The organism is Bradyrhizobium sp. 187 (assembly GCF_023101005.1).
GTDB classification, from domain to species: Bacteria; Pseudomonadota; Alphaproteobacteria; order Rhizobiales; family Xanthobacteraceae; genus Bradyrhizobium; species Bradyrhizobium canariense_D.
Window position 1 is genome coordinate 64,958 of record NZ_CP064693.1, and the last position, 23,011, is coordinate 87,968.

A 23,011-nucleotide genomic window follows, 5' to 3' on the forward strand; every position below is an offset into this window, starting at 1 on the left:
ACCGTCACGATGGCCGACGACAAGCCTGAAGACGCAGGATTGGCTCCCGAGTCCGGCCGCGCCAAGCGCATCCCGCCCACCATCGACCTCGAGGCGACGGAAGTCTCGACTCAGCCGCAGCAGGTGACGGGCGAGCCTGAGGCTGGGGCAGCGACCGAACAGGCCGCGCATGAGCAAGCCAAATCTGAAGAGGGCAAGTCTCAAGAGGAAAAGTCTCAAGAGGTAAGGTCCGAAGAAGCTATTGCCGCGCCGCAGCCCGAACCTGCCGAAGAAGAGTCTTCCGTTGCGTCCGCGTCGGTATCGCCGTCGATTTCACCCTGGGTTATCGCTGCGTTCTCCGGCGCCGTCGCAGCCGCAATCGTGATCGCGGTCGGCTGGATGCTGGGCTGGCCTGCCGTGCAGGCGCCGCCGGCTGCTCCGCAAGTGACGGGCGCAACCGTCGAGGCGCTGAGCGGGCGCGTGGCCGCGGTCGAAGCCAAGACGGGCAAGCCGGCCGCCGATCCGGCCATGGTGGCGCGGATCGATGCGCTGGAGAAATCCGCAACGAGCCTGCGCAGCGAGATCGCCAATCTGCGCGCACAATCCGACAAGACTGCCAGCGCCCTAAACGACGCGACATCGGCGCCGCGCGCTGCCGCGCCCGATCTTGCCGCTCTCAACGACCGCCTCGCTCAGCTCGAACGTGCCAGCAAGACCGAACGTGCGGAACTCGCACAGCAAAGCGAGAAGATCGCCGACGCGAAAACGATGGACGACAAGCCGCTGCGCCATGTGGTGGCGGCGGCCCTGCTCGACGTCGCCGTTCGCCATGGCGATGCCTACGAGTCGCAGCTCGCCGCCGCGCGGTCGCTGGCAGCAAAGCCGGAGATGCTGAAGCCGCTCGACACCTTTGCGTCGTCAGGCATTCCGACGCCGGTCGCCTTGAGTCGCGAGCTCCTCAACATCGTGCCAAAATTGTCGCCGCCGGCGGAAGCTCCGGCCAGCGGCACCGGAATCGTCGAGCGCCTTCAGGCGGGGGCGTCGAAACTCGTCCGCATCGAGCGTACCGACGGGGTCGGCAACGATCGCGGCGCGATCGTCGCGCGGGTGACGGCGGCTGCGTTGCGCAACGATTTCGTCGAGGCGCGGCGCGAGTTGAAAACGCTGCCCGAGGCCGATCGTGCACCGGCGCAAGCTTGGCTCGACAAGACCGATGCCCGTGACGCCGCGCTCGCCGCGTCACGCAAATTCGCCGACGCCGCCATGGCGGATCTCGTCAAGCCTGGTCAATAAAGGTTCGCGCAACAATCAGCGCGTATAGGGATCGTCATGCTTCGCATCGTCCTCTTCCTCGTTCTGATCGCACTGGCGGCGGCCGGCGCGGCCTGGGTTGCCGATCAGCCCGGCGACCTCGTCCTGACTGCGGGCGCTTTCCGCGCCACAACGACGCTTCCCCGCTTCGTGTTCTTGCTTGGTCTCTTTGCCGCGGCAGTCGTGCTGGTCTGGAGCCTGCTGACGATGGCCTGGCGCGCTCCGGGGCGTCTGCGCCGCCGTCGTCACGAAAAGCGCCATGCTCGCGGCCGCCACGCCATCACCCACGGCCTGCTTGCGATCGGCCATGGCGACACCGCGCTTGCCCGTCGCCACGCCGATACCGCGCGGCGGCTGGCTGCAAACGATCCGCTCGCGCTTCTCTTGCATGCGCAATCGGCGCAGCTCGAGGGCAATCGCGACGAGGCCCAGCGCGTCTTCCGTGCCATGGCCGAGCGCGAGGACACGCGCCTGCTCGGCCTGCGCGGCCTGTTCATCGAGGCGCAGCGCGCCGACGATGCGGTCGGCGCCGTGATGATCGCCGAGGAAGCGATCAAGCTGTCGCCGTCCTCGACCTGGGCCTCGCATGCGGTGCTCGGCTTCCGCTGCGCGCGCGGCGACTGGAGCGGCGCGCTCGCGATCCTCGATTCGAATCTGTCCGCGGGCCTGATCGACAAGCAGGCCTATCGCCGCCAGCGCGGCGTGCTGCTCGCCGCCCGCGCGCTGGAATTGGAAACAATGGACCGCGACGTCGCGCGCGAGAGCGTGATGCAGGCGGTCAAGCTCGCGCCGACCCTGGTTCCGGCCGCAGTGCTCGCTGCAAAATTCGAGAGCGAGGCGCATCAGGTGCGCCGCGCCATGAAGCTGGTGGAAACCGCCTGGCTCGCCAATCCGCATCCTGATCTTGCGGATGCCTATGCGCATGTGAAGCTCGGCGATTCCGCGCGGCAGCGCCTGCAGCGGGTCGAGACGCTTGCGGCCAAGATTTCTGCCGACAATGCTGGCTATATCGAGGGCCAGCTGGCGATCGCGCGCGCCGCGATCGATGCGTCCGAGTTTGCCCGTGCGCGCGCGGTGCTGGCGCCTTACGTCAACGATCCCACCCAGCGCGTGGCGATGCTGATGGCCGAGATCGAGCGGACCGAGCATGGTGACGGCGGCCGGGCCCGCGCCTGGACCTTGCGCGCGGTGCGCGCCCGCCATGATCCGGCCTGGACTGCGGACGGTTATGTCAGCGACCGCTGGCGTCCGGTTTCCCCGGTCACCGGCCGTCTTGACGCCTTCCAGTGGCAAACGCCAGTCGCGAGTCTTCCTTCCGACAAAGGCGCCATGATCGAATCCTCGGCCTTCGAGGAAGCGATGCTGGCGGCTCCGCCGCCGAAGCGGGTGACGGCGGCCCCGAGCGAGAGCCCGGTGGAACCGGCTGTCATGGCGCCGGATCCGGTGCCCGCTCCGCAGGACAATTCGCCGCCCCTTGAAGCCCAGGAAATCTTAAAGGAAGCCGTCGAGGAGACCGCCAAAGAAACCGTCAAGGAAGAGCCGGTCGTCACGCCTGCCGAGCCGCTCAAACCGGCCCCTGAGATCGCCGAATCATCGTCCGCGGCGGCAACGCCGGTGTTCCGGACCCGCGCCGACCTTGGCAAGCCGGCACCAGCGCCTATTCCCGCCGTCATCCCGATCGTCCGCGCGCCTGATGATCCCGGGATCGATGACGAGGGTCCGAGCGATGAATTTACGGAACAAATCGGCACGCCCAGGGACCACGCAAAGGCCCAGGCCGGCGGCTGGCGCGGATTCTGGTCTCGCTGGGGCGGGTGAGCGGCATTTGGGAGCCGGCGCCACCTTGCCAATTCGGGCCATGCCCGATATCAGGAGCGCGCGTAACGGGACCGGCCTCGCGCGGGCCCCGGCAAGGTTCGCCGCAATAGCTCAGTTGGTAGAGCACGTCATTCGTAATGACGGGGTCGGGGGTTCGAATCCCTCTTGCGGCACCAGCGCCCCAGTGTCCGGCCCGAAGACATGGGTAACGGAACGTACCTAAGACATGGGTGACAGCCTCGCGCCGAACGGGTGTCGAGAGGTTGCAGGCGTCTGCTTCAGGTGCAGCGCGTCTCGCGCGGCGGTTATTAGCTTGCGGTCATCATCCGTCGCCATTGCATCGATCCTCGCTATCACCGCCGGGCATGCACTATCGCTGCGGATGAATTTCAAAGAACGCGTGCAGGCGCTCGGCAGGATCGGCTTTCATTGAGTACGGCCGACGGCCTGCCTTTGATACAGCTTCGTCCAATTGGGCAAACCGTGTTGCCCGCGCTTCAAGGTGATGCTTTTGACTATCTTGGTCGAGATTTGCGGGCAGAGAGATCATGGATCGAACGTTTGCAGCAAACGCTTTTCCGGCTGTCCTTTCACCGGCTCGGGCAATAACTTCTAGATCGACATGTATGTCGGCCAAGTTATAGGCGCTGATCTTTCCCCCGACGTTATCAGCAATTCTTTCGATTGTTTCTGCGCAGGTCTGCGCGATGTCGGGCCAGCCTTTGTCGAGCGCATCGAGTCCAAAGACCGCAAGATTGGCCGTCGCGTCGGACAAGTGGTGTCCCTTTGCAGGACGATCAGCAGGAAAAAATCCTCCCACCCAAGTTATGAGTGGCTTTAGGTCATCCACAACCGTCGAGATAAATTCCTCTGCACCTGAAGGTGGATGCGCGATCTGGCGCATGAGCACTTTCAGAATCGCATCGAGGGAGTCCAGCACCCATTTGGCCAATAGGGTGCCTTGAAAATCGATACTCGACAGGCGTCGGTAATGCCCGCGGACTTCTTCCGCGGCCTCAGATAGATCGGCGAAGGGATCGTTCCATGGCCGCTCTGGATCAACCTTGATCTTTGCCGCGATGCTTTCGACCAGCGCCGGGATGCTAGCTTCAAAGCCGAGTGCGTAAGCCGGGAAAACGTGTAAACGGCGTTTACCTGCGGCGTCAGCCAATATCTCGGACGGAATTAGTTCGGAAATTTGGTCTAACGTCGATTTTAGCGACCCTACTTCGAACAAGTCGTTCTCGATTTCAAAACGGACCGCGAAAAGAATGGCTTCAAACGAGCGGAACACCGAAATCTGATCCGACTTACCGTATCCATCCACAGCAATGTCAAAGAGCGCCTCGTTCGCCTCCATTGTTGTTTCCGTAGAGCCCACATCAGTCGAGCGGTTTTGAAGCACGGCTCCGAAACTGGAAATAGCACGCAATTTTGCGTCGGGCATGTTGGCCGCAAGCACCAAACGCGCCGCGCGGTGAAGGTAAAAGCAAGCACTATAGGCCAGCGGCGCTACTCTCTGCTCTGCCGCGCCGGGCGCGACAACAGACATAGCCTGCAATGTCATCCGGCCCATTGACGAGATTGAATGTTGCACAACTCGCTCGTTCTTGGCGGCAATCGCGTCCTCTATGATGTGCAGTATGCTCTCGTAGATGGGATTCAATACGTCCGATACGTCGCTCAGGTATCCAGCAAATGGAAATTTGGGATCTACATGAAGCGTTATGCTCTTCTTTCGTAGGTCTGAGTATTCGGTAGCGATAGTTTCAAGCGCGCCGAGGGTTTCGATGGTCGCATTCGAGTCGCGGCGAGCAATGAAACGGTGCGCAAATTCCTCAAGTTGCGCAATCGAGTGTTGGAGTCCTTGAGGTAAGCGCGTGCGCACAATTGTTTGTGCGTGGAGTGTCTGATCCATCTTACTCGGCGCGCCGTTAGCAACGACTTGAATTGCGACCACCTTCTCAGCAGCTCGTCCTATCCTGCGAATCTGCGCGCTGCTGACCCGTACGATTTGTCGGATGGCCGACTCTGGTGCAAGCAGGTTAAGTGTTGAAACGTAGAAGCGGCGCAGAGCATCGAATGATATTCCAAGAAGAAGGAATTGCAGCACCAGGGACATCTTCGGATCGAGCCGGACGGACCACCGCGTCCCCAGCAAGAGCGAGAGCATCGTAGTCGCCACCAAAATCAAAAAAACGCCGAGAAGAGCACGATCCTTAGCGAACTGCTGCAAAACAGAGATAGAAAATAATTCGGCGGCGCGTTGCGCAGGAATAATTGAAAGAGACAAAACTAGCGCAAGCGCAGCGCCAATTATTTGGGCGGCGGCTAAGTGCATCTCACTTGCTTTGATATCCGTGCTGTCAGCGATGGTGTAGAAGAGCACCGAGATTATCACGGACACAATTGTCGCGAGGAGCGTTGATCCTTTGGAGGCGACTTGCTGGATCGTTCGTTGCAGGCGCAGGTCTGTAGACAGTAGCGCTTTGATGTACGTCGCATGGGCGCGACGGCGGTACCCAAGGGCGACGCGGCCGAATTTGTGCCATCGCGACTCGCTAATTGGGTCGCTCAGCTTTGTGGGTGGTTCAGAGGTTCGCCCTAGCGGACTAGAGCGGGGTGCTTCCGCACGATGACCATCCCGAGCGGCAGTTGACTGCGGGCGAGACGGTGTAGACTCGCCTTCCTTCATATGTGGAAAGACCTTATACATTAGACAATTCGAAGATCAGCGAGGACGGCCAACTATAGTTGTCGTTCGCAGCGTCCACAACTATCGCACAGAGAGCTGCCGTTCCATCGCAACGGACGCGTTCGGGATCGAGCGCCACCCTGAGTGATCGTGATCACATAAACTCGCAATCGGCTCCCCTAGTGTCCAGCTCACGCCAAACACGGGGAGATTTCATATGCGCAAGATCATTTTGGTGACCGCCATGGTGCTGGTCTCTGCCTCTGCCCAGGCCGGAGGCCCGCGCAGCCTGTCGCTGTCCGCGGTGAGCGAGCCGGCTTCGGTTCAGCAAACGACGCCGGCGCTTGCCGCCGCGCCGACGCAGGTGAGCGAAGCAGCGCCTGCCGCCGAAGCTCCGAAATATCTCGATCGCCCGCCGGCGGTGTCGCTCAATGCGCCCGCGGCGGTTGCCACACCCACGACCACGACGGCCTCAGCGCCCGCGACGACGACGCAACCCGCCGCGAAGACAACGGCCAAGGCAGACAAGCCGAAGCACAAGCGCAGCTGGACCGAAGGCCGCATCATCAGCGAGCTGCATCGCCATGGCATCTACTGGTAAGATGCCCGCTCTCAAAAGGATATGGCCGGGACAAGCCCGGCCATCACGCGAGAGTTTTGAATCTGATCGGGCGCGTTACTGCGAAACCGTCTGCACCACGCTCCCGATCGGACGCGCGCTCGAGGTCGGCACCTTTAGGTCCTTCAGCAGCGCCTCGTCATATTCCGGCAGCGACTGGAGGGTCGTCTTGGCCTTCATCTGCACGATCTTGTAGCCGCCGGCCTTCAGCCGCGCGAGCAGCGCGGGCATGGCTTCGCCGGTGTGCTTCTGGAAGTCGTGCATCAGGATGATGCCCTTGCCGAGCTTGTCGAGCCTGGTCATCACGGTCTCGATGATCTTCTCCGGCGTGGCGCCCTTCCTGAAATCGAAGGAGTCGATGTCGGTCGAGAACATCGCGACGTTTCGGGTGCCGAAATAGCTCACGATCGCCGGATTGTGCTGGAGCTGCGGGAAGCGGAAGAACGGCGCCGGGTTGGTGCCGAGCGCGTATTTCACCGCGCTAATGCCCTTTTCGACCTCGTCCTTGGCCATCTGCTCGGTCATCTTCTTGCCGTTCAGATTGACGTGCGACCAGGTGTGCGTGCCGACCGTATGGCCCTGGGCCAGCACCTGGCGCAGGATCTCCGGGTGGTAGGTCGCATGCTTGCCGACCGAGAAGAACAGGCCCTTGGCGCATTCGTCCGCGAGCGCCTTCAGTACGGCGGGCGTGTTGACCGGCCAGGGGCCGTCGTCGAACGTCAGCACGACCTCCTTGTCGGTGAGGAAGTCGAACTGCTTGAAATGATCGAAGCCGAAGCCCGGACCGCCGGTGGTGTCGATCTCGACCACGCGGGAGACGCCGAGCGCGTTGGGATTGGCGCAGGTCGATTTCTGCTGAACCGGCATCGGCGCGGGTGCGGGCGCCGAGGCGGCTGCCGCCGGCTTGGCCGCAATCGCGGCCGTGATCGCGACGTCGTCCTTGGCGGCGAGCTTCGCCTGTGCCGGCAATGGATCGGCGGCACGGGCGGCAATCGTCTTGGGAGCGGCCTGGTCGGCGCGCGAGGAATAATAAAACCAACCGCCGGCGGCAATCACGACCGCCGCAACTACACTGGCCAGCATCAGGCCCAACGCATTACGCATCGCCATTCTTTCCAATTACGCAACCAAACCGGCGGAATTTCCCGCTCGACGAGCCATTAATGCGAAGGAACAGTTAACGTGACACCAACACGACAGCGGATATGGAGGAATTTCAGCGAGGTGCGCCAGCGTGACCGAGGTCACAGAGGGTGAGCCTCCCGTGACCGTCATCACAGTCGGAACTGTTTTGCTGGAGCATGGTCAATCCCATCAACAACGGCGGGCCCGCTTCCGCGGTGCCAATGGGAGCTTCAAATGACCAACTCGCTGAACATCAAGTCCTTAAGTAGCAAGATCCGCGACGTCAGCCTGGCTCTGGGCTTTGCCGCCATCCTCTCGATCGCCTCGACCGGCTCGAGCTTCGCCTTCTCGTCCGAAGCGCAGCAGCAGTGCACCGGCGACGCTTTCCGCCTGTGCTCGTCGGAAATCCCGAACATCCCGAAGATCACGGCGTGCATGATGAAGCATCGTTCGGATCTGAGCGCCGGTTGCCGTGCGGTGATGGACAAGGATCTCGCCAAGGGCGGCGCGTCACGCAAGGTCGCTGACGCCCAGGACAGTCAATAAGAGTCGATCAGTAACAGCAACGATAGCGTCGTTGCGTCGGTTAGCTCCCCTCGCGATGTGCCCCGGCGTGATGCCGGAGCGCCGCGGCGGCGCAAGCCCGTCTGCCAATAAAGCCGTTGCGGCTTCGGGATCGTCGCTCTAGCTTCGCCCGCACATCTTCCGGGTAAGAGGCATTACGCGATGACCAGATTTCTTTGCATCATTCCATTGATCCTGTTTGCATCGACTGCGTCAGCGCAGCAGCCCGGTCACGACGCCTGCGCGCGCGACGTCACGCGCTTCTGCCGTCCGGTGATGAACAATGGCGATGGCGCCGTGCTCGCCTGCCTCAAGCAGAACCGTACGCGGCTCACCAAGGGCTGCGACAAGGTGCTGACGGATCACGGGCAGTAAGACGTCGCTACGGACTCGCAAAACCTAAGTGCTGCTTCCCGCCGCAGTGGCGACCACGGGCAGCACCTCACTTGCTGCCTGGTCCGGCGTCTCCTCTTTCCAGCGCACCGAGCCGAACGGACGCTCGAGCATGCGGCGGATCCGCACCGGATCCGGGCCGATGTGGAAATCGATCGCCTCCTGATGCAGCGCGCGTTCGGACTGGGTCGAGCGGTTGCGCTGGCGCAGATAGTCGAGCCAGGTCGGGCAATGATAGCGCTCGGTCCACAATTCGGGATCGGCGATGTCGCGCGCGATCGACCAGCCATAGGCGCCGTTGCGCTGGCGAGAGAGCTGCACGTCCTGCATCACGTTGTGAAAGGCGCGGGCGTTCTCTTGGGCGACGCGGTATTCGATCTCGACCACCAGCGGCCCGCTGCGCGCCGTGAGCGACAATTTGACTTCCGGATCGGCCAGCAGATCGGCGTCTTCGTTGCGGGCGCCGACGCGCGGCATCGTGAGCCAGATTCCGAGCACCGGCGAGATCAGCATCAGGCCGGCGGCGGTCAGCAGCGCTACCTCGACGCCGGCATAGTCGGTGAGATGGCCCCAGCCCCAGGCGCCGATCGCGATGCCGCCGGAAATCGAAGCCTGAAACGCCGCGAGCGAGCGGCCGGCGACCCAGCGCGGCGCCGAGAGCTGCACGCCGATATTGAACAGCGCGATGGCGGCCATCCAGACCGCGCCGGCGAGCACCAGCGCAGCCGCGGTCAGCACCGGCTCGGTGCTCACGGCGAGAGCGGCCATCGCAAACGCCATCGAGATGGTGCAGGCGCGGATCGCGGCTTCGCCGCTCATGCGCTTGCGCAATTCGTGGATGTTGAGCGCGCCGATCACAGCGCCCATTCCGAAGGCGCCGAGCATGATGCCGTAGGTTTGCGCGCCGCCATGCAGCAGATCACGTGCGACCAGCGGCATCAACGCCATGATGGCACCGCCAATCAGGCCCATCACCAGCGTGCGCAACAGCACGATCTTGATCGGCGGCGAATTGGTGATGTAGCGGAAGCCCGATACCATGGCGCGGTTGAGCTTCTCCCGCGGCAGGCGCGAGGGTTCGGTGTTGCGCCGCCAGAGCAGCAGCACCACCAACAGCGGCAAATAGAGGATCGCGTTACACGCGAACGCCGCGACAGCACCGAGTGCGGCGACGATGACACCGCCGACCGCAGGGCCGAAGCTGCGGGCGATGTTGTAGCTGATGCCGTTCAGCGCGACGGCTGACGGCAGTGCATCGGGCGGCACCTGCTCGCTGACCGAGGACTGCCAGGCCGGACCGAACAGTGCGTTGCCGCTGCCAACCACGAAGCAGAAGGCGAGCAGCGTTTCCGGGGAAATGAAGTTGAGCCAGGCCAGGACCGTGAGTGCGGTCGCGCCAGTCAGCGCGATCATGAGCGCGATCAGGGTGACGATACGGCGGTCATACATGTCGGCGATGGCGCCCGCCGGCATCGAGATCAGCATGATCGGCAGCATCAGGGCGGTCTGTACCAGCGCCACCTTGTCCGCCGAGGCCGCCATCTGCGTCATCGCCCAGGCGGCGCCCACGCCCTGGATCAGCAGGCCGAGATTGGAGAGCAGGCTGGCGAGCCAGATGCGCCGGAACACGGTGTACCGTAGCGGCGCCATGATGCCGTCGGCGTCAATTTTCTGACGGTTCGTCTGCTCGGTCATATCCCCTTCCAAATGGGCTGGCAGAAGTGGCGTCGGCGTGGTCTTTGGGCGATTTCGGCAAGTTCAGTGATGCCCGCGAAAGTCCTTCGCTGTCCAGTGGTTAGGCCGGTATAAGCGGTGCACAGAGATGCTTTTGCCGGGGAGGAACAGATGAAGCTGTCACGACGGATGATCTTGCAAGGTGCCGGCAGCTTGCCCTTCGCAATTGCGAGCTTGCGCACGGGCGCATTGGCTCAATCCGCACCCACTGCGCCGAGCGAGGTGCCGCCAATCCTGTTCGTCCACGGCAATGGCGACTACGACGCGCTCTGGATGACGACCTTGTGGCGGATGGAATCCAACGGCATTGCGCGCGATCGCATGCATGCGATCAATTTCAACGATCCCAATGCGCGAAGTGACGACAAGGTCGAGCAGGCGGGCCGCTCCTCGACCGAGGACCAGCGCCGCGAGCTCGCCGCCGCCATAGCCGAATTGAAGCGCAGCACCGGCGCCGCCCGCGTGGCGCTGGTCGGCAGCTCGCGCGGCGGCTATGCCATCCGCAACGTCATCAAGAACGGCGGCGCCGGCGATGTCAGCCACGCCGTGCTGTGCGGCACGCCCAATCACGGCGTGTTCGCGACTGACGACCAGCCCAACAGCGAGTTCAACGGCCGCGGCGCGTTCCTGCTCGGCCTGAACGAGGGCGAGAGTGAGGTGACGCCGGGTGTTGCCTTCCTGACCTTGCGCAGCGACGGCATGGACAAATACGCGCAGGCCGATGGCCGCTTCATCGGCAAGCCCGGCACGCCGACCGGCGTCAGCGTCGAAGGTCCGGAGTTGAAGGGGGCCACCAACCTCGTGCTGGGCGCACTCGATCATCGCGAGGTGGCGTTTCACCCCCGAGCCTTCCGCGAGATCTATAAGTTCATTGCCGGCCGCGAGCCCGCGCGAATCTCGATTGTGCCGGAGCAGAGCGTCAGGCTGAGCGGCCTCGTGACGGGCACACCGGGCGGTGCGCCGACCAATCGGCCGGTGGCCGGTGCAACCGTCGATATCTTTCGGGTTGATCCTGAAACCGGTGAGCGCAAGGGCAGCGCCGTGCACAGCGCGAAGACCGGTGCCGACGGCCGCTGGGGACCGGCGCAGGTCGAACCTTCCTGGTCGCTCGAATTCGCCCTCGCAGCGCCGGATGCGCCGACGACGCACATCTACCGCTCGCCCTTCCCGCGCTCGTCCGACGTCGTTCACCTGCGCGCCGCGCGCCCGCTCGGTCCCGCGGACAAGGACGCCGGGGCCGTCGTGATCATGTCGCGTCCGCGCGGCTATTTCGGCCTGCCGCGGGACGTGGTGCTGCTCGACGGCAAGGAGCCGGCGGACGTCAAATCGGGTGTGCCCACGGATTCGACAGCAACACTGCGCCTTCCGGCCGGCGAGGTCGGGCGTAACATCGTGGCCGAATTCAACGAAGAACGAATTGTGGCACGCGCCTGGCCTGCCTCCGAGAACAGGATTGCGATTGCCGAGCTGACTTACTAGCTAACTGCCTGCGCCACCCCTCCGGGAGAGAGCCATGAACATCGCCAGCGTGCGTCGGCCCATCGTCCCTCCGACGCCGCCGCGAGCGCCCGACGACATGTCGTTCCTCGGCCGGCTTGCCGTGATCAAGCGGAATATGATCGCGACCTGGGGGCAGCGCGCCTATGAGGAAGACGTCATTGAAGGCCGCTTCTTCTTCCGCAACAGCTTCATCCTGAACCGGCCGGATGCGATCCGGCATGTCCTGCTCAGCAATTACGAGAATTATTCGCGTACTCCGGCGGGCATCCGCATGCTTCGTCCCGTGCTCGGCGACGGTCTTCTGATTGCGGAGGGCCATTCGTGGACGTTTCAGCGCCGCACCCTCGCGCCGGCGTTCACGCCGCGTGCGACAGCAAATCTCGTTCCGCACATGACGGCGGTGCTCGACGAGACCATCGCAAAGCTCGACGGGCGAACGAGCGAGCCGGTCGATCTGCGCGAGATCATGCAGCGCATGACGCTGGAGATCGCCGGCCGCACCATGTTCTCGTTCGGCATGGACCGGCATGGTCTGACCTTGCGCAACTTCGTCATGGAGTATGGAGCCCGACTCGGACGGCCGTACTTGCTCGACATGGTGCTGCCGCTGTCCTGGCCGAGTCCGATGGATTTTGCCCGCGCCCGTTTCCGCAAGCGCTGGACCGAATTCGTCGCGATGCTGATCGCCGAGCGGCGTGAGATGGGCAAGAAAGACGGCGCGCCGCCGCGCGATCTTTTCGATCTCATGGACGAGGCGCGTGACCCTGAAACCGGCAAGGGCTTTTCGGACGAACAACTGGTCGACGAAGTCGCGACTATGATCCTCGCGGGTCACGAGACCACGGCGACCGCGCTGTTCTGGGCGCTCTATCTGCTCGCGCTCGATCCCGATACGCAGGAGGAGATCGCCTCCGAGACCCGCGGCGAGCACCTCGACAGCATGGCCGACATCGATCGGCAGAAGTTCACCCGCGCCGTGATCGAGGAGACCATGCGGCTTTATCCGCCGGCCTTCCTGATCGCCCGGGCCGCGCGCGAGAAGGACAACGCGGCCGGCGTCGCCATCGGCAAGGGCGACATCATCATGATCGCACCGTGGCTGCTGCACCGGCACGAGAAGCTGTGGGATCAGCCGAACGCGTTCATTCCAAAACGCTTCATGTCCACGGAAGCGCCCGATCGATTCGCGTATCTGCCCTTTGGCGCGGGTCCGCGCGTCTGCGTCGGCGCCCCCTTCGCGCAAGCCGAATCCGTGCTGGCGCTGGCCCGGCTGATCGGTGCGTTCCGTGTCGAGCTTGCCGATACCAGCCCTGTCATTCCGCTCGGCGTCGTCACGACCCAGCCGGACCGGTCGCCGCTGTTCCGCATCACGCGTCGGTGACAGGCGTTCGCCTGGCCGACGGCGTGATCCACTCCAGATAGAGTTGCGCCATGAGCGATATCCAGGCCCAGTTTTCCGTTCTGAAGCAGACCGCCGATGCGAAAGTGGTCGACGCGATCGCGCGCCTCATCGAGGACGGCGAAGATCACGAGCTCAACCGCGTCAATGTACTCGATTTCGCGAAGCAGCACGGTCTCGATGAAGAGCACGCGATCTCGGCATTCCTGCATTCGGCGCGGCTCGGCCTGTTCGATCTGGGCTGGAATGTGCTGTGCCCGGGCTGCGGCGGCGTGTTGGGTGCGCACTCGACCCTGAAGGCGCTCAAGCCAGACAATTATCATTGTGCGCTGTGCGCCTGCGGCTACAAGGCCTCCGTCGATGATCAGGTCGAAGTCTCCTTCACCGTCAATTCACGTATCCGGCGCATTGCGGCGCATGATCCCGATACGCTTCCGGTGTGGGAGTACTTCAAGCAGGTGTTCTGGAGTTCCGGCGTCGACTTCAACAAGGAATCGTTTGCGACGCTCGCCAACGAGGTGACGCTGGACACGATGGAGCTCCCGGCCGGCGAGAAGGCGACCATGTCGCTGCAACTGCCGGACGATTTCATCATCATCTTCGAACCGGTGACGCACGCGGCGCATTTCATCGACGTGCAGGGCGAGCCCACCAAGGACCGTCAGCAGCTCGCCATCATGTACAACAGGGTGCAGGCGCCGACGGGAACCACGACCATGCGGCCGGGCCCGCTGCGGCTGTCGCTGGAGAACCAGGCCGGCGTACGCGTGCTGCCGTCGGTGTTCATCGCGGCCGAGGCGCTCCATCACCTCATCGGCAAGCGCAAGCCGTTCCTGACCGCCAAGCGGATGCTGTCGAACCAGACGTTTCGTGATGTGTTCAAGGCGGACAATCTCAGTCTCGACCAGCGGCTCCAGATCACCTCGCTGACCTTCCTGTTCACCGATCTGAAGGGATCGACCGCGCTCTATGAGCGCGTCGGCGATCTTGCCGCCTTCGACCTCGTGCGCGCGCATTTCCATGCGCTGCTCGAGATCATCTCCTCCGAGAAAGGCGCGGTGGTGAAGACCATCGGCGACGCCGTGATGGCGACCTTCGTCCGTCCCGAGCATGCGATCGCAGCGGGTTTGCGGATGCGCGCGGCGATGGACGAGCTCAACAAAAAGCGCGGTACTGCCGATCTCATCGTCAAGATCGGCATCCACGAAGGTCCGTGCCTCGCGGTGATGCTGAACGAGCGGCAGGATTATTTCGGCCAGACCGTCAACATCGCCGCCCGCGTGCAGAGCCTCTCGACCGCGCAGGAGATTCACATCACCGGCCCGGTGCTGGATGCGCCGGCGGTTGCCGAAGTCCTCAAGCAGCGCGAAATCAGGCCGATCCAGAAGCAGGCCGCACTGCGCGGCATCGCCGACAAGATGGTGGTGTACGAGATACCGTGACTGGTGTCGTCCCGGCGATGGCCGGGACCATACCGCGTGATTTCCGAAACAGGCTGGATGGTCGTTACCAAAGCCTTCGCCAAACCGCAGCCTGTGGTTATGGGTCCCGGCCTTCGCCGGGACCACATGTGCGCACTTGCCTTGCCCTACTCCAAAATCACAGACTCAGATTGCCGAAACGTAATGCGACGCGCGGAACTGACGCACGTTGCGCCGGTTGAATTTCCTACTCATATAATGCTGGTAGCGGTCGCGCTCCGCGGCTTCATCGATTTCGGTAGGACCTTATGCTCGACGGCCTGCGCCAATTCATCGCCGACATTGTTGCTCCCCATGCCCAGGACCGCGCTTTCGGTGACGGTGATTACCGGCTGGCGGCGACCGCGCTGCTGGTTCACGTGATCTCGCTGGACGGCCAGCCGACGGCTGCCGAGCAGCGCAAATTGCACAGCCTGATCGAAAGCCACTTTGGGCTCGATCGCGGCACCGCGGATCGTCTGATCGCGGATGCGACGGAGGTCGAGGGCGAGGCGGTCGACCTCTATCACTTCACCAGCATCATGATGCGCTCGCTCGACGAAGAGGGCCGCAAGCGGGTCGTCCAGATGATGTGGGAGCTGGTCTATGCCGATGGCCAGGTTACCGAGTTCGAGGATAATGTGGTCTGGCGTGCCTCCGACCTGCTCGGGATTTCGCAACGCGACCGGATCGACCTGAAGCACGCGGTCGCAGATCGTGCCGGTGGTCAGGTCAAGGACAGCGCGGTCGGCGGGTGATCACTGCCAATACCGCCAATTGGCGGTTGTGCGGACCACATGACGAAACTTTAATGTAGCCTCGGGGCTGCCCTGGTTCCGGTTTTCCCCTGTAAAAACGGGGTTTTCCTGCTTCCCCCGTTTCCCGCTCAGGTGGCTATGCGGTGGACGCCGCTTGCCTGTCGCGCACGGCCTATGCTCTCGTTCCAGCATTGCGGCGCCAAAAAAACTTCAATTCAAGAGATCTCGATCGTGACTGAGCGGGTAACGTTGATCACCGGTGCCTCGGCGGGCATCGGCACGGAGCTAGCGCGTGTGTTCGCCGCGAACGGACACCGTCTTGCGCTGACGGCGCGACGCGCGGACCGGCTCGAGGCGCTCGCAAACGAGCTCGCTGCCAAGGGTGGCAAAAAGCCGATCGTGATCGCCTGCGATCTTGAGGATGCGGATGCCGGCGAGAAGATCGCCGCCGCACTCGCTGCCGAAGGCGTCGAGCTCGATCATCTCGTCAACAATGCCGGCTTCGGCGTGTTCGGCGACGCAATTGAGCGCGACCGCGTCGAGCAGGTCGGCATAGTGGATGTCAATGTCCGGGCTCTGACGGATCTGTCGCTGCGCTTTGCCGATCAGCTGATCAGGAACAAGGGTGGCCTTCTCAACGTCGGATCGGTCGCCGGCTATCTGCCCGGCCCCGGCATGGCGGTCTATTACGCGTCCAAGGCCTATGTCATTTCCTTCACCGAGGCCTTGCGGGCGGAGCTTGCACCGCACGGCGTTCGCGTCACCGTACTTTGCCCGGGCCCGGTGCCCACCGAATTCCAGGCGCGCGCCGGCGTTGGGTCCGGACATGATACGGCCCTTCTCAATGTTCCTGCCGCTGAGGTCGCACGACAGGCCTATCGCGGCCTGATGGCCAACAAGCGGGCCGTGCTCCCCGGTCTGGGCATCAAGATTGTGCCATTCGCGCTGCGCTTCTTCCCGCGCGGCTTCATCCTGTCCGCCACCAGCCGGTTTCAGAGACAAAGACGCTAGAGGGAGCTCTCGGTCGGTCGTGGCCCGGAGCTTGCTTTCTATCGGGAGTGTGTGTGCGCAAACTCACACGAAATTAACGATCGCTTAGTTATGCTGGCGGTCAGAACCGATAGCAGTCGCAAAGACCATGTCGTTCCGGACGGACAGATTTGGTGGCGCAGATGTGGTGCCCTTCCCCAGAAGGACGCCTGATGTCGCCGCCTTCGAAACCCGGTTGCCGGTTCTGATCATCCTGCATCAGGAATCCTCGACGCCCGGCCGCGTCGGCAATGCGCTGCGCGCCCTTGGCCACCGCCTCGACATCCGCCGTCCCCGCCTCGGCGATCCGCTGCCTGAGACCCTCGACCAGCATGCCGGCGCTGTGGTCTTCGGCGGTCCGATGAGCGCCAATGATCCCGACGACTACATCCGCCGCGAGATCGACTGGATCGAAATTCCGCTCCGCGAACAGCGGCCGTTCCTCGGCATCTGCCTCGGCGCGCAGATGCTCGCGAAGCAGTTAGGAGCCCGCGTCGCGCCGCATGCCGATGCGCTGACCCAGATCGGCTACTACCCGATCCGCCCGACACCCGCGGGACACGGGCTCTGCCCGAATTGGCCGGCACGGGTCTATCACTGGCATCGCGAAGGCTTCGAGCTGCCGGTTGGCGCTGAACTGCTTGCCGAAGGCGATGATTTTCCGGTGCAGGCGTTCCGCACCGGCAACGCTTTCGGCGTGCAGTTTCATCCTGACGTGACCTACGCCATGATGCATTGCTGGACCACGCGCGGCTATGACGGTCTCAGCGCGCCCGGCGCGCGGCAGCGGCATCATCACTTCGCGGACCGTGCCGTCTACGATGCCGCGGAACGGGCCTGGCTTGATCAATTCATCGACGGCTGGCTGGCGCGTCGGCCGTTGCTGGCGCAAGCCGCCGAGTGATCGCGCCCTCCCAGGCCGTTGGCACAAGCCCTTGTCTCATCCCTTGATATGCTAGGCTCATGTCAACGAGCGCGCGCGAAACTGCGCCGGCAAACAAAGGGAGAGCACCATGGCTTACGAACACATTCTCTATGAGGTCAGCGACAAGGTCGCGACCATCACGCTCAACCGTCCCGATCGCATGAATGCGTGGACGCCGATCATGGAGCGCGACGTGCGCCATGCGATGGAAGCATCGAGCGCCGATGACAATGTCCGCGTCATCGTGATCACCGGCGCGGGCCGCGCCTTCTGCGCCGGTGCCGACATGGACGCATTGAAGGGGCTCGACCCCGATGATGTCAGGCGCGCGTCGAACCTGCCGCCCTTCGACATGAACCGGCGGCCGGACTGGCAGACGCGCCATGGCTTCTACCCGTCGATCGGAAAGCCTGTCATCGCCATGCTCAATGGCGCGACCGCCGGCATCGGCCTCGTCCACGCGCTCTATTGCGACCTGCGCTTTGCCGCCGACAACACCGTGTTCACCACCGCCTTCGCCCGGCGTGGTCTGATCGCCGAGCACGGCATCAGCTGGATGCTGCCGCGAATCGTCGGCCACGCCAACGCGATGGATCTGTTGCTCTCGGCGCGCCGCGTTTCGAGTGACGAGGCGCTGCGGATCGGGCTGGTGAACCGGCTCTGCTCGCCCGAGAAGCTGCGCGAGGAGACCTATGCCTATGCGCGCGACCTCGCCGATTTCGTCTCGCCGAGCGCGATGGCCGTGATCAAGCGGCAGCTCTACGAGGTGCCGTTCCAGACGCTGGCGGAGGCGACGATCGAAGCCAACCGGGACATGATGGTGGCGCTGAACGGCAGCGATTTCCGGGAGGGGGTCGCGAGCTTCATGGAGAAGCGGCCGCCGAGGTTTACGGGGAAGTAGGGAAGCTTAAGGGGCAGTCCGTCTTCGCCCTGCGGGCTACGCCGGACACCACGCTTCGCCCCTCGAGCTCCGCGCGGCTGCGCCACGCGTAGCCCGAAGGGCGAAGCGTGGTGGAGCCAGGCGGGATCGAACCGCCGACCTCGTCATTGCGAACGACGCGCTCTCCCAGCTGAGCTATGGCCCCTTTTGTAGGCCGCTCTGGTCAATGCGGCCGACAACCGGGCGCCATTTAAGTCCCCGCCAAGGTCAAGTCAAGGACGGGTGTAACCCGGTTTTAGCCATCCCGGCACCGACTTCCCTTGTTTGGACCGGGGGGAACCGATATCTAGCAGCAGGCGTCAATCCCGACCGCAGCCAGAATTTTCAAAAGTCAGAGTCTTCAAAAGCCATGCGTGCCGTTCTCGACATCGTCATCATCGTGCTCGACCTCTACGTCTGGCTGCTGATCGCGTCCGCGATCCTGTCCTGGCTGATCGCCTTCAACGTCGTGAACACCCGCAACCAGTTCGTTTCGGCGGTGGCGGAGTTCCTGTACCGAATCACCGAGCCGGTCCTGGCTCCGATTCGCAATTTCCTGCCCAGCCTCGGCGGCCTCGACATCTCGCCGATCATCCTGATCCTGCTCATCATGTTCATCGAGCGGGTGATCCTGTATTACATCTACCCGAACGTGATCTAAGCAAGCTGGAGCGCCCTGGGTTGCCAAAGAACCTTGTCATCAAGGAACCTTGGCGTTACGGGGCCGCAGGTATCAGCATCGCGCTGCGGGTGACGCCGCGCGGCGTCCGCGACGACATCGACGGGATCGAGCAGCTCTCCGATGGCCGCAGCGTGCTCAAGGTGCGGGTGCGCGCTATCGCAGATGGCGGCGAGGCCAACAAGGCCGTTCTGGTGCTGCTGGCGAAATCGTTGGGCGTGCCCAAGGCCAGCGTCAAACTCCTGTCGGGAGCGACCTCGCGGCTGAAGCAGATCGCGGTCGACGGCGATCCGGCGCGGCTCGGCGAAGCCCTGCGCCAGCTCGCATCAGCCAAATCGACAGACTGAGGGAACTGACATGACCGCCAAGATCATCGACGGAAAAGTCATCGCCGCAGAACTTCGCGCCCGCGTCGCCGACGAGGTCGCACGCGTCAAGCGCGAGCACAATCTGGTTCCGGGCCTTGCGGTGGTCCTGGTCGGAAGCGACCCGGCGAGCGAGGTCTATGTCCGGTCGAAACACACCCAGACCCAGGCCGCCGGCATGGCCTCGTTCGAGCACAAGCTGCCGGCCGACGTCTCGCAAGCAGATCTCCTGGCGCTGGTCGCAAAACTCAACCGCGATCCCGCCGTGCACGGTATTCTGGTGCAACTACCGCTGCCCAAGGGCCTCAATACCGAGGCGGTCGTCAATGCCATCGACCCCGCCAAGGATGTCGACGGGCTGCATCCGAACAATGCCGGCCGCCTCGCCGGCGGTTTCGAGGCGCTGTCGCCCTGCACGCCGCTCGGCTGCATCATTTTGACCAAGAGCGTGCATGCTTCGCTTGAAGGCATGAACGCCATCGTCATCGGCCGCTCCAACCTCGTCGGCCGACCGCTGGTGCAGCTGTTGCTGAACGAGAACGCCACGGTGACCATCGCGCATTCGCGCTCGCGTGACCTGCCCGGGCTCGTGAGGCGCGCAGACCTCGTCTATGCCGCCGTCGGAAAGTGCGAGATGGTGCGCGGCGACTGGCTGAAGCCGGGGGCGACCGTGATCGACGTCGGCATCAACCGGATTCCGAGGGACGACGGCAAGACGCGTCTCGTCGGCGATGTTGCCTATCAGGAAGCGCTCGCCGTGGCTGGCGCCATCACGCCGGTACCGGGCGGCGTCGGTCAGATGACAGTCGCCTGCCTGCTCGTGAACACGTTGCGCGCGGCCTGCGCGATTGCAGGGCTGCCGAAGCCGGCGGTGTAGTTCACCTCGCCCCGCAAGCGGGGCGAGGGAGCAGAGCTCAGGCCTTCTTCTTTTTCTCGCGATCGATGCCTTCGAGGATCAGCTTGTGCGCATCTTCGGGGCCGCCCCAGCGCAGGATCTTCACCCACTTGCCGGGTTCGAGATCCTTGTAGTGCTCGAAGAAGTGCTGGATCTGCTGGAGCGTGATGTCCGGCAGGTCGGAATACGACTTCACCTTGTCATAGCGCTGCGTCAGCTTCGACGACGGCACCGCAAGAATCTTCTCGTCGCCGCCGGCTTCGTCTTCCATGAACAGCACGCCGACCGGGCGCACGCTCATGACCGCGCCGGGAATGATGGCGCGGGTGTTGATGATGAGGACGTCGCAGGGATCGCCGTCGTCGGACAGCGTGTGCGGAATGAAGCCGTAGTTCCCGGGGTAACGCATCGGCGTGTAGAGGAAGCGGTCAACCACCAGCGTGCCGGCTTCCTTGTCCATCTCGTACTTGATCGGTTCGCCGCCCACGGGGACTTCGATGATGACGTTGACGTCGTGAGGGACGTTTTTCCCGATCGAGACCGCATCGATACGCATTCAAGGCTCCGTTGTTGCCGAGGTTAAATCGCACCCGGCAGCGATTTTGGCGCTGTCATACGCGGGCTTGGCCCGCTGATCCATCGCGTTTTTGTGAAATAATGAATCCGGCGATCACCGGCTCAAGGCAGCGGTATCGACGGAAGGAAAACGCTGCCGGCGGGACTTCAGCAGCTCAATTGGTCCAAGCGAAGGCAACCTTGTCGAGCGACTTCGGCCCGAAACGCTCCGAGGACCGCGCCACCATGCGGCCGCCCAAGGCGCGGTAGAACTCGGTGGCCGGATCGTTGTCCGAGAGCGCCCACACCACCATGCTCTTCAGGCCGCTCTGCATCAGGTCGCGGCGGGCCGCGGTGAACAGGCGGCGACCAAAGCCCAGGCCCTGGAATTCGGGACGCAGATAGAGCTCGTAGACCTCACCGTCGAAATGCAGGCTGCGGGCGCGGTTGCGGCCGTAATTGGCGTAGCCTGCGATCTTGTCGCCGAACACCAGCACGCTGACGCGGCTGCCCTTGCGGATCGCGCTGTCCCACCATTGCGGACCGCGGCGGTTGATCAACTTCTCCAGTTCGGCGCCGGGAATGATGCCCTGATAGGCGGAGCGCCAGGCTTCGTCATGGGTGGACGCCACCGCAGTTGCATCTGCGGCTTTGGCCGGCCGGACCTCGATCAGGGTTGTGCTCATGGACGTGATCAAACCAAGTCGCCGCGCCGGCGGCAAGACCTATCGTTAATTATCGGTTAACGTGTGGACTTTCTGCATCAGTATTTGAACCATGTTGTACCGAAAAAAGACAAGACGCCGATTCGAATGGCACCGGGGTGCTCTGCGCCGGTGCAAAACTGCTTTGCGGCAACGAATGAACGGCAATGGCAACGCAGAAAGTCTGCCGATATTGATTCGTTCCTACTAGTCTAACTGTCGCTGTTCTCGCCTCCGGCAATTCATGCGGATCCCCAACATCCTCGTGCCTTTGGCTCTGCTGGCCTTGCTGGCTGCGCCGCCGGTGTGCGCTCAGGTTTTTGGTTCGTCCGGAGCGGAGGGCGATCCGTTTCGCCGTCAGCAATGGCGCGTGCCGTCGCCGGATACCGACATCGCCGCTCATGCCCGGCTGTTTCGCCCGCCGGGTGCCGGCCCGTTCCGGCTTGCGGTGATCGCGCATGCTTCGACGCAAAATGGCTTGCGGCGCGCGCAAATGTCTCAGCCGGAATACCGCGCACTCACGGCATTCCTCATCGCGCGCGGCTTCGCCGTGCTGGTGCCCGAACGGCTCGGCCATGGTGCGACCGGTGGCCGCTATGTCGAGGACCAGGGTGGCTGCGACGAGGCGGACTACGTGCGCTCGGGCCGCGCAACGGCCGACGAAATCGCGCTCGCGCTGGACTATGTGCGAAAGCAGGATTTTATCCGCAAGGACGCCGCGATCGTGATCGGCCATTCCGCCGGCGGTTGGGGCGCGCTGGCGCTCGCGAATGCCGATCCGAAGGCGATCTCCGCCATCATCGCCATTGCGCCGGGCCGCGGCGGCCATGCCAATGACGAGCCGAACCGGATCTGCGCGCCGCATACGCTTCTCGCCGCGGCGGCTGAATTCGGCAAGGCCGCGCGCATCCCCATCACATGGCTCGTTGCCGCCAATGACAGCTACTTTGCACCGGCATTTTCGCTTGCGTTGGTCGATGCGTTTCGCGGCGGCGGTGGCAAGGTCGACTTCCGAACGACGCCGGCCGTCGGTAGCGAGAGCCACTGGATGATCGAAACCGAGGCAGGCGTCAAAGCCGCGAGTGCCGAGCTTGCGCGTGGGTTGAAGCCGGCGGCTGCCAAAAAGCCATGACGCCGTATTCCTGGTCACGCACCTGATATTGGACAATCGCTAATGCCCAAATGGCCCGACGATGACGTCATCCTGTTCGACGGCGTCTGCATCTTCTGCTCGCGCTGGGTCCGCTTCGTCGCCAAAAGGGACCCGGCGAAGCGGTTTCGCTTCACGCCGATTCAATCTGACTATGGCGCCCGGCTCGCGCGCACGTTCGGCATCGATCCCGCTGATCCCGACACCAATGCCGTGGTTCACGGCGGCGCGGTGTTCATGAAGTCGGACGCTGCGCTGACGGTGCTGTCGCAGCTCCCCGGCTGGGGCTGGGTGCGCGCGTTGTTCGCTGTGCCCAAGCCGCTACGGGACCCGCTCTACAATCTCGTCGCGCGCAACCGATACCGCATCTTCGGCAAGTATGATTCGTGCTTCGTACCGGATGCCGACTTGCGGGCGCGGGTGATCGAGTAGGAC

At 63.5% G+C, this 23,011-nt stretch carries 22 protein-coding genes and 2 tRNA genes; 18 read left to right on the plus strand and 6 right to left on the minus strand.

Annotation, left to right across the window (positions count from 1 at the left end):
* The first annotated feature begins 9 nt into the window (after window positions 1-9).
* From IVB19_RS00315 to IVB19_RS00325, 3 genes are all read left to right on the plus strand, one after another.
* On the plus strand, window positions 10-1,272 hold the full coding sequence (locus IVB19_RS00315; protein WP_018459702.1) for a COG4223 family protein: 1,263 nt from the start codon (window positions 10-12) through the stop codon (window positions 1,270-1,272).
* Between the two features lie 36 nt (window positions 1,273-1,308).
* The gene (locus tag IVB19_RS00320) at window positions 1,309-3,108 is read left to right on the plus strand and encodes a heme biosynthesis HemY N-terminal domain-containing protein (protein WP_018459703.1); all 1,800 of its coding nucleotides are present in this window, start codon (window positions 1,309-1,311) and stop codon (window positions 3,106-3,108) included.
* A 100-nt stretch (window positions 3,109-3,208) separates the two neighbouring features.
* A tRNA-Thr gene (locus IVB19_RS00325) sits at window positions 3,209-3,284 on the plus strand.
* 194 nt (window positions 3,285-3,478) lie between these two features.
* Here the strand turns inward: IVB19_RS00325 and IVB19_RS00330 are convergent.
* Window positions 3,479-5,497, minus strand: a complete 2,019-nt coding sequence (locus tag IVB19_RS00330) for a hypothetical protein (protein ID WP_157643122.1) — start codon at window positions 5,495-5,497, stop codon at window positions 3,479-3,481.
* 523 nt (window positions 5,498-6,020) lie between these two features.
* Between IVB19_RS00330 and IVB19_RS00335 the strand changes: the two genes are divergently transcribed.
* Window positions 6,021-6,404 (plus strand): hypothetical protein, encoded by a 384-nt coding sequence (locus IVB19_RS00335; RefSeq protein ID WP_018459732.1) that lies wholly within the window; start codon window positions 6,021-6,023, stop codon window positions 6,402-6,404.
* Between the two features lie 75 nt (window positions 6,405-6,479).
* On the opposite strand, the gene IVB19_RS00340 is transcribed toward IVB19_RS00335, so the two are convergent.
* Window positions 6,480-7,526 (minus strand): polysaccharide deacetylase family protein, encoded by a 1,047-nt coding sequence (locus tag IVB19_RS00340; RefSeq protein WP_247295801.1) that lies wholly within the window; start codon window positions 7,524-7,526, stop codon window positions 6,480-6,482.
* Window positions 7,527-7,781: 255 nt separating this feature from the next.
* Here IVB19_RS00340 and IVB19_RS00345 point away from each other — a divergent pair, with 255 nt between their 5' ends.
* Together IVB19_RS00345 and IVB19_RS00350 are read left to right on the plus strand one after the other, a co-directional pair.
* The gene (locus IVB19_RS00345) at window positions 7,782-8,093 is read left to right on the plus strand and encodes a hypothetical protein (RefSeq protein ID WP_018459734.1); all 312 of its coding nucleotides are present in this window, start codon (window positions 7,782-7,784) and stop codon (window positions 8,091-8,093) included.
* A 180-nt stretch (window positions 8,094-8,273) separates the two neighbouring features.
* Window positions 8,274-8,486 carry a hypothetical protein gene (locus IVB19_RS00350; protein ID WP_018459735.1) on the plus strand — a complete coding sequence of 71 codons (213 nt, stop codon included), beginning with the start codon at window positions 8,274-8,276 and terminating at the stop codon, window positions 8,484-8,486.
* Between the two features lie 24 nt (window positions 8,487-8,510).
* Here the strand turns inward: IVB19_RS00350 and IVB19_RS00355 are convergent, their stop codons facing one another.
* Window positions 8,511-10,199: an MFS transporter gene (locus IVB19_RS00355; protein ID WP_018459736.1), complete on the minus strand. Its 1,689-nt coding sequence runs from the start codon at window positions 10,197-10,199 to the stop codon at window positions 8,511-8,513.
* Window positions 10,200-10,349: 150 nt separating this feature from the next.
* Between IVB19_RS00355 and IVB19_RS00360 the strand changes: the two genes are divergently transcribed.
* The 7 genes from IVB19_RS00360 (at window position 10,350) to IVB19_RS00390 (ending at window position 18,210) form a co-directional block, all read left to right on the plus strand.
* Window positions 10,350-11,717, plus strand: coding sequence for a twin-arginine translocation pathway signal (locus IVB19_RS00360; protein WP_018459737.1), 1,368 nt, complete (start codon window positions 10,350-10,352; stop codon window positions 11,715-11,717).
* 34 nt (window positions 11,718-11,751) lie between these two features.
* Window positions 11,752-13,119: a cytochrome P450 gene (locus IVB19_RS00365; RefSeq protein WP_018459738.1), complete on the plus strand. Its 1,368-nt coding sequence runs from the start codon at window positions 11,752-11,754 to the stop codon at window positions 13,117-13,119.
* A 50-nt stretch (window positions 13,120-13,169) separates the two neighbouring features.
* Complete coding sequence (locus IVB19_RS00370) at window positions 13,170-14,579, plus strand: adenylate/guanylate cyclase domain-containing protein (protein ID WP_247820864.1); 1,410 nt, start codon at window positions 13,170-13,172, stop codon at window positions 14,577-14,579.
* 287 nt (window positions 14,580-14,866) lie between these two features.
* The gene (locus IVB19_RS00375) at window positions 14,867-15,355 is read left to right on the plus strand and encodes a tellurite resistance TerB family protein (protein WP_085359631.1); all 489 of its coding nucleotides are present in this window, start codon (window positions 14,867-14,869) and stop codon (window positions 15,353-15,355) included.
* A gap of 231 nt (window positions 15,356-15,586) precedes the next feature.
* Window positions 15,587-16,366 (plus strand): SDR family NAD(P)-dependent oxidoreductase, encoded by a 780-nt coding sequence (locus IVB19_RS00380; protein ID WP_026233870.1) that lies wholly within the window; start codon window positions 15,587-15,589, stop codon window positions 16,364-16,366.
* A gap of 127 nt (window positions 16,367-16,493) precedes the next feature.
* A complete protein-coding gene (locus tag IVB19_RS00385) occupies window positions 16,494-17,288 on the plus strand; it encodes a glutamine amidotransferase (RefSeq protein ID WP_026233871.1) in 795 nt (264 codons plus the stop codon).
* A gap of 109 nt (window positions 17,289-17,397) precedes the next feature.
* Window positions 17,398-18,210 carry an enoyl-CoA hydratase gene (locus IVB19_RS00390; protein ID WP_018459743.1) on the plus strand — a complete coding sequence of 271 codons (813 nt, stop codon included), beginning with the start codon at window positions 17,398-17,400 and terminating at the stop codon, window positions 18,208-18,210.
* A gap of 108 nt (window positions 18,211-18,318) precedes the next feature.
* Here IVB19_RS00390 and IVB19_RS00395 read toward each other — a convergent pair.
* Window positions 18,319-18,394, minus strand: a tRNA-Ala gene (locus IVB19_RS00395).
* A 204-nt stretch (window positions 18,395-18,598) separates the two neighbouring features.
* Here IVB19_RS00395 and IVB19_RS00400 point away from each other — a divergent pair.
* The 3 genes from IVB19_RS00400 to folD are packed head-to-tail and all read left to right on the plus strand — an operon-like array spanning window position 18,599 to window position 20,149.
* The gene (locus IVB19_RS00400) at window positions 18,599-18,889 is read left to right on the plus strand and encodes a YggT family protein (protein WP_007598721.1); all 291 of its coding nucleotides are present in this window, start codon (window positions 18,599-18,601) and stop codon (window positions 18,887-18,889) included.
* A 20-nt stretch (window positions 18,890-18,909) separates the two neighbouring features.
* A complete protein-coding gene (locus tag IVB19_RS00405; RefSeq protein WP_018459744.1) occupies window positions 18,910-19,254 on the plus strand; it encodes a DUF167 domain-containing protein in 345 nt (114 codons plus the stop codon).
* A gap of 10 nt (window positions 19,255-19,264) precedes the next feature.
* Complete coding sequence (gene folD, locus IVB19_RS00410; protein WP_018459745.1) at window positions 19,265-20,149, plus strand: bifunctional methylenetetrahydrofolate dehydrogenase/methenyltetrahydrofolate cyclohydrolase FolD; 885 nt, start codon at window positions 19,265-19,267, stop codon at window positions 20,147-20,149.
* Between the two features lie 37 nt (window positions 20,150-20,186).
* Here the strand turns inward: folD and ppa are convergent, their stop codons facing one another.
* Complete coding sequence (gene ppa, locus IVB19_RS00415; protein ID WP_007604168.1) at window positions 20,187-20,723, minus strand: inorganic diphosphatase; 537 nt, start codon at window positions 20,721-20,723, stop codon at window positions 20,187-20,189.
* Window positions 20,724-20,898: 175 nt separating this feature from the next.
* Window positions 20,899-21,408: a GNAT family N-acetyltransferase gene (locus IVB19_RS00420; RefSeq protein ID WP_007598725.1), complete on the minus strand. Its 510-nt coding sequence runs from the start codon at window positions 21,406-21,408 to the stop codon at window positions 20,899-20,901.
* Between the two features lie 262 nt (window positions 21,409-21,670).
* On the opposite strand from IVB19_RS00420, the gene IVB19_RS00425 reads away from it, so the two are divergent.
* Together IVB19_RS00425 and IVB19_RS00430 are read left to right on the plus strand one after the other, a co-directional pair.
* Window positions 21,671-22,558 (plus strand): dienelactone hydrolase family protein, encoded by an 888-nt coding sequence (locus IVB19_RS00425; RefSeq protein ID WP_247820865.1) that lies wholly within the window; start codon window positions 21,671-21,673, stop codon window positions 22,556-22,558.
* Window positions 22,559-22,600: 42 nt separating this feature from the next.
* Window positions 22,601-23,008, plus strand: a complete 408-nt coding sequence (locus tag IVB19_RS00430; RefSeq protein ID WP_018459748.1) for a thiol-disulfide oxidoreductase DCC family protein — start codon at window positions 22,601-22,603, stop codon at window positions 23,006-23,008.
* Window positions 23,009-23,011: the final 3 nt, after the last annotated feature.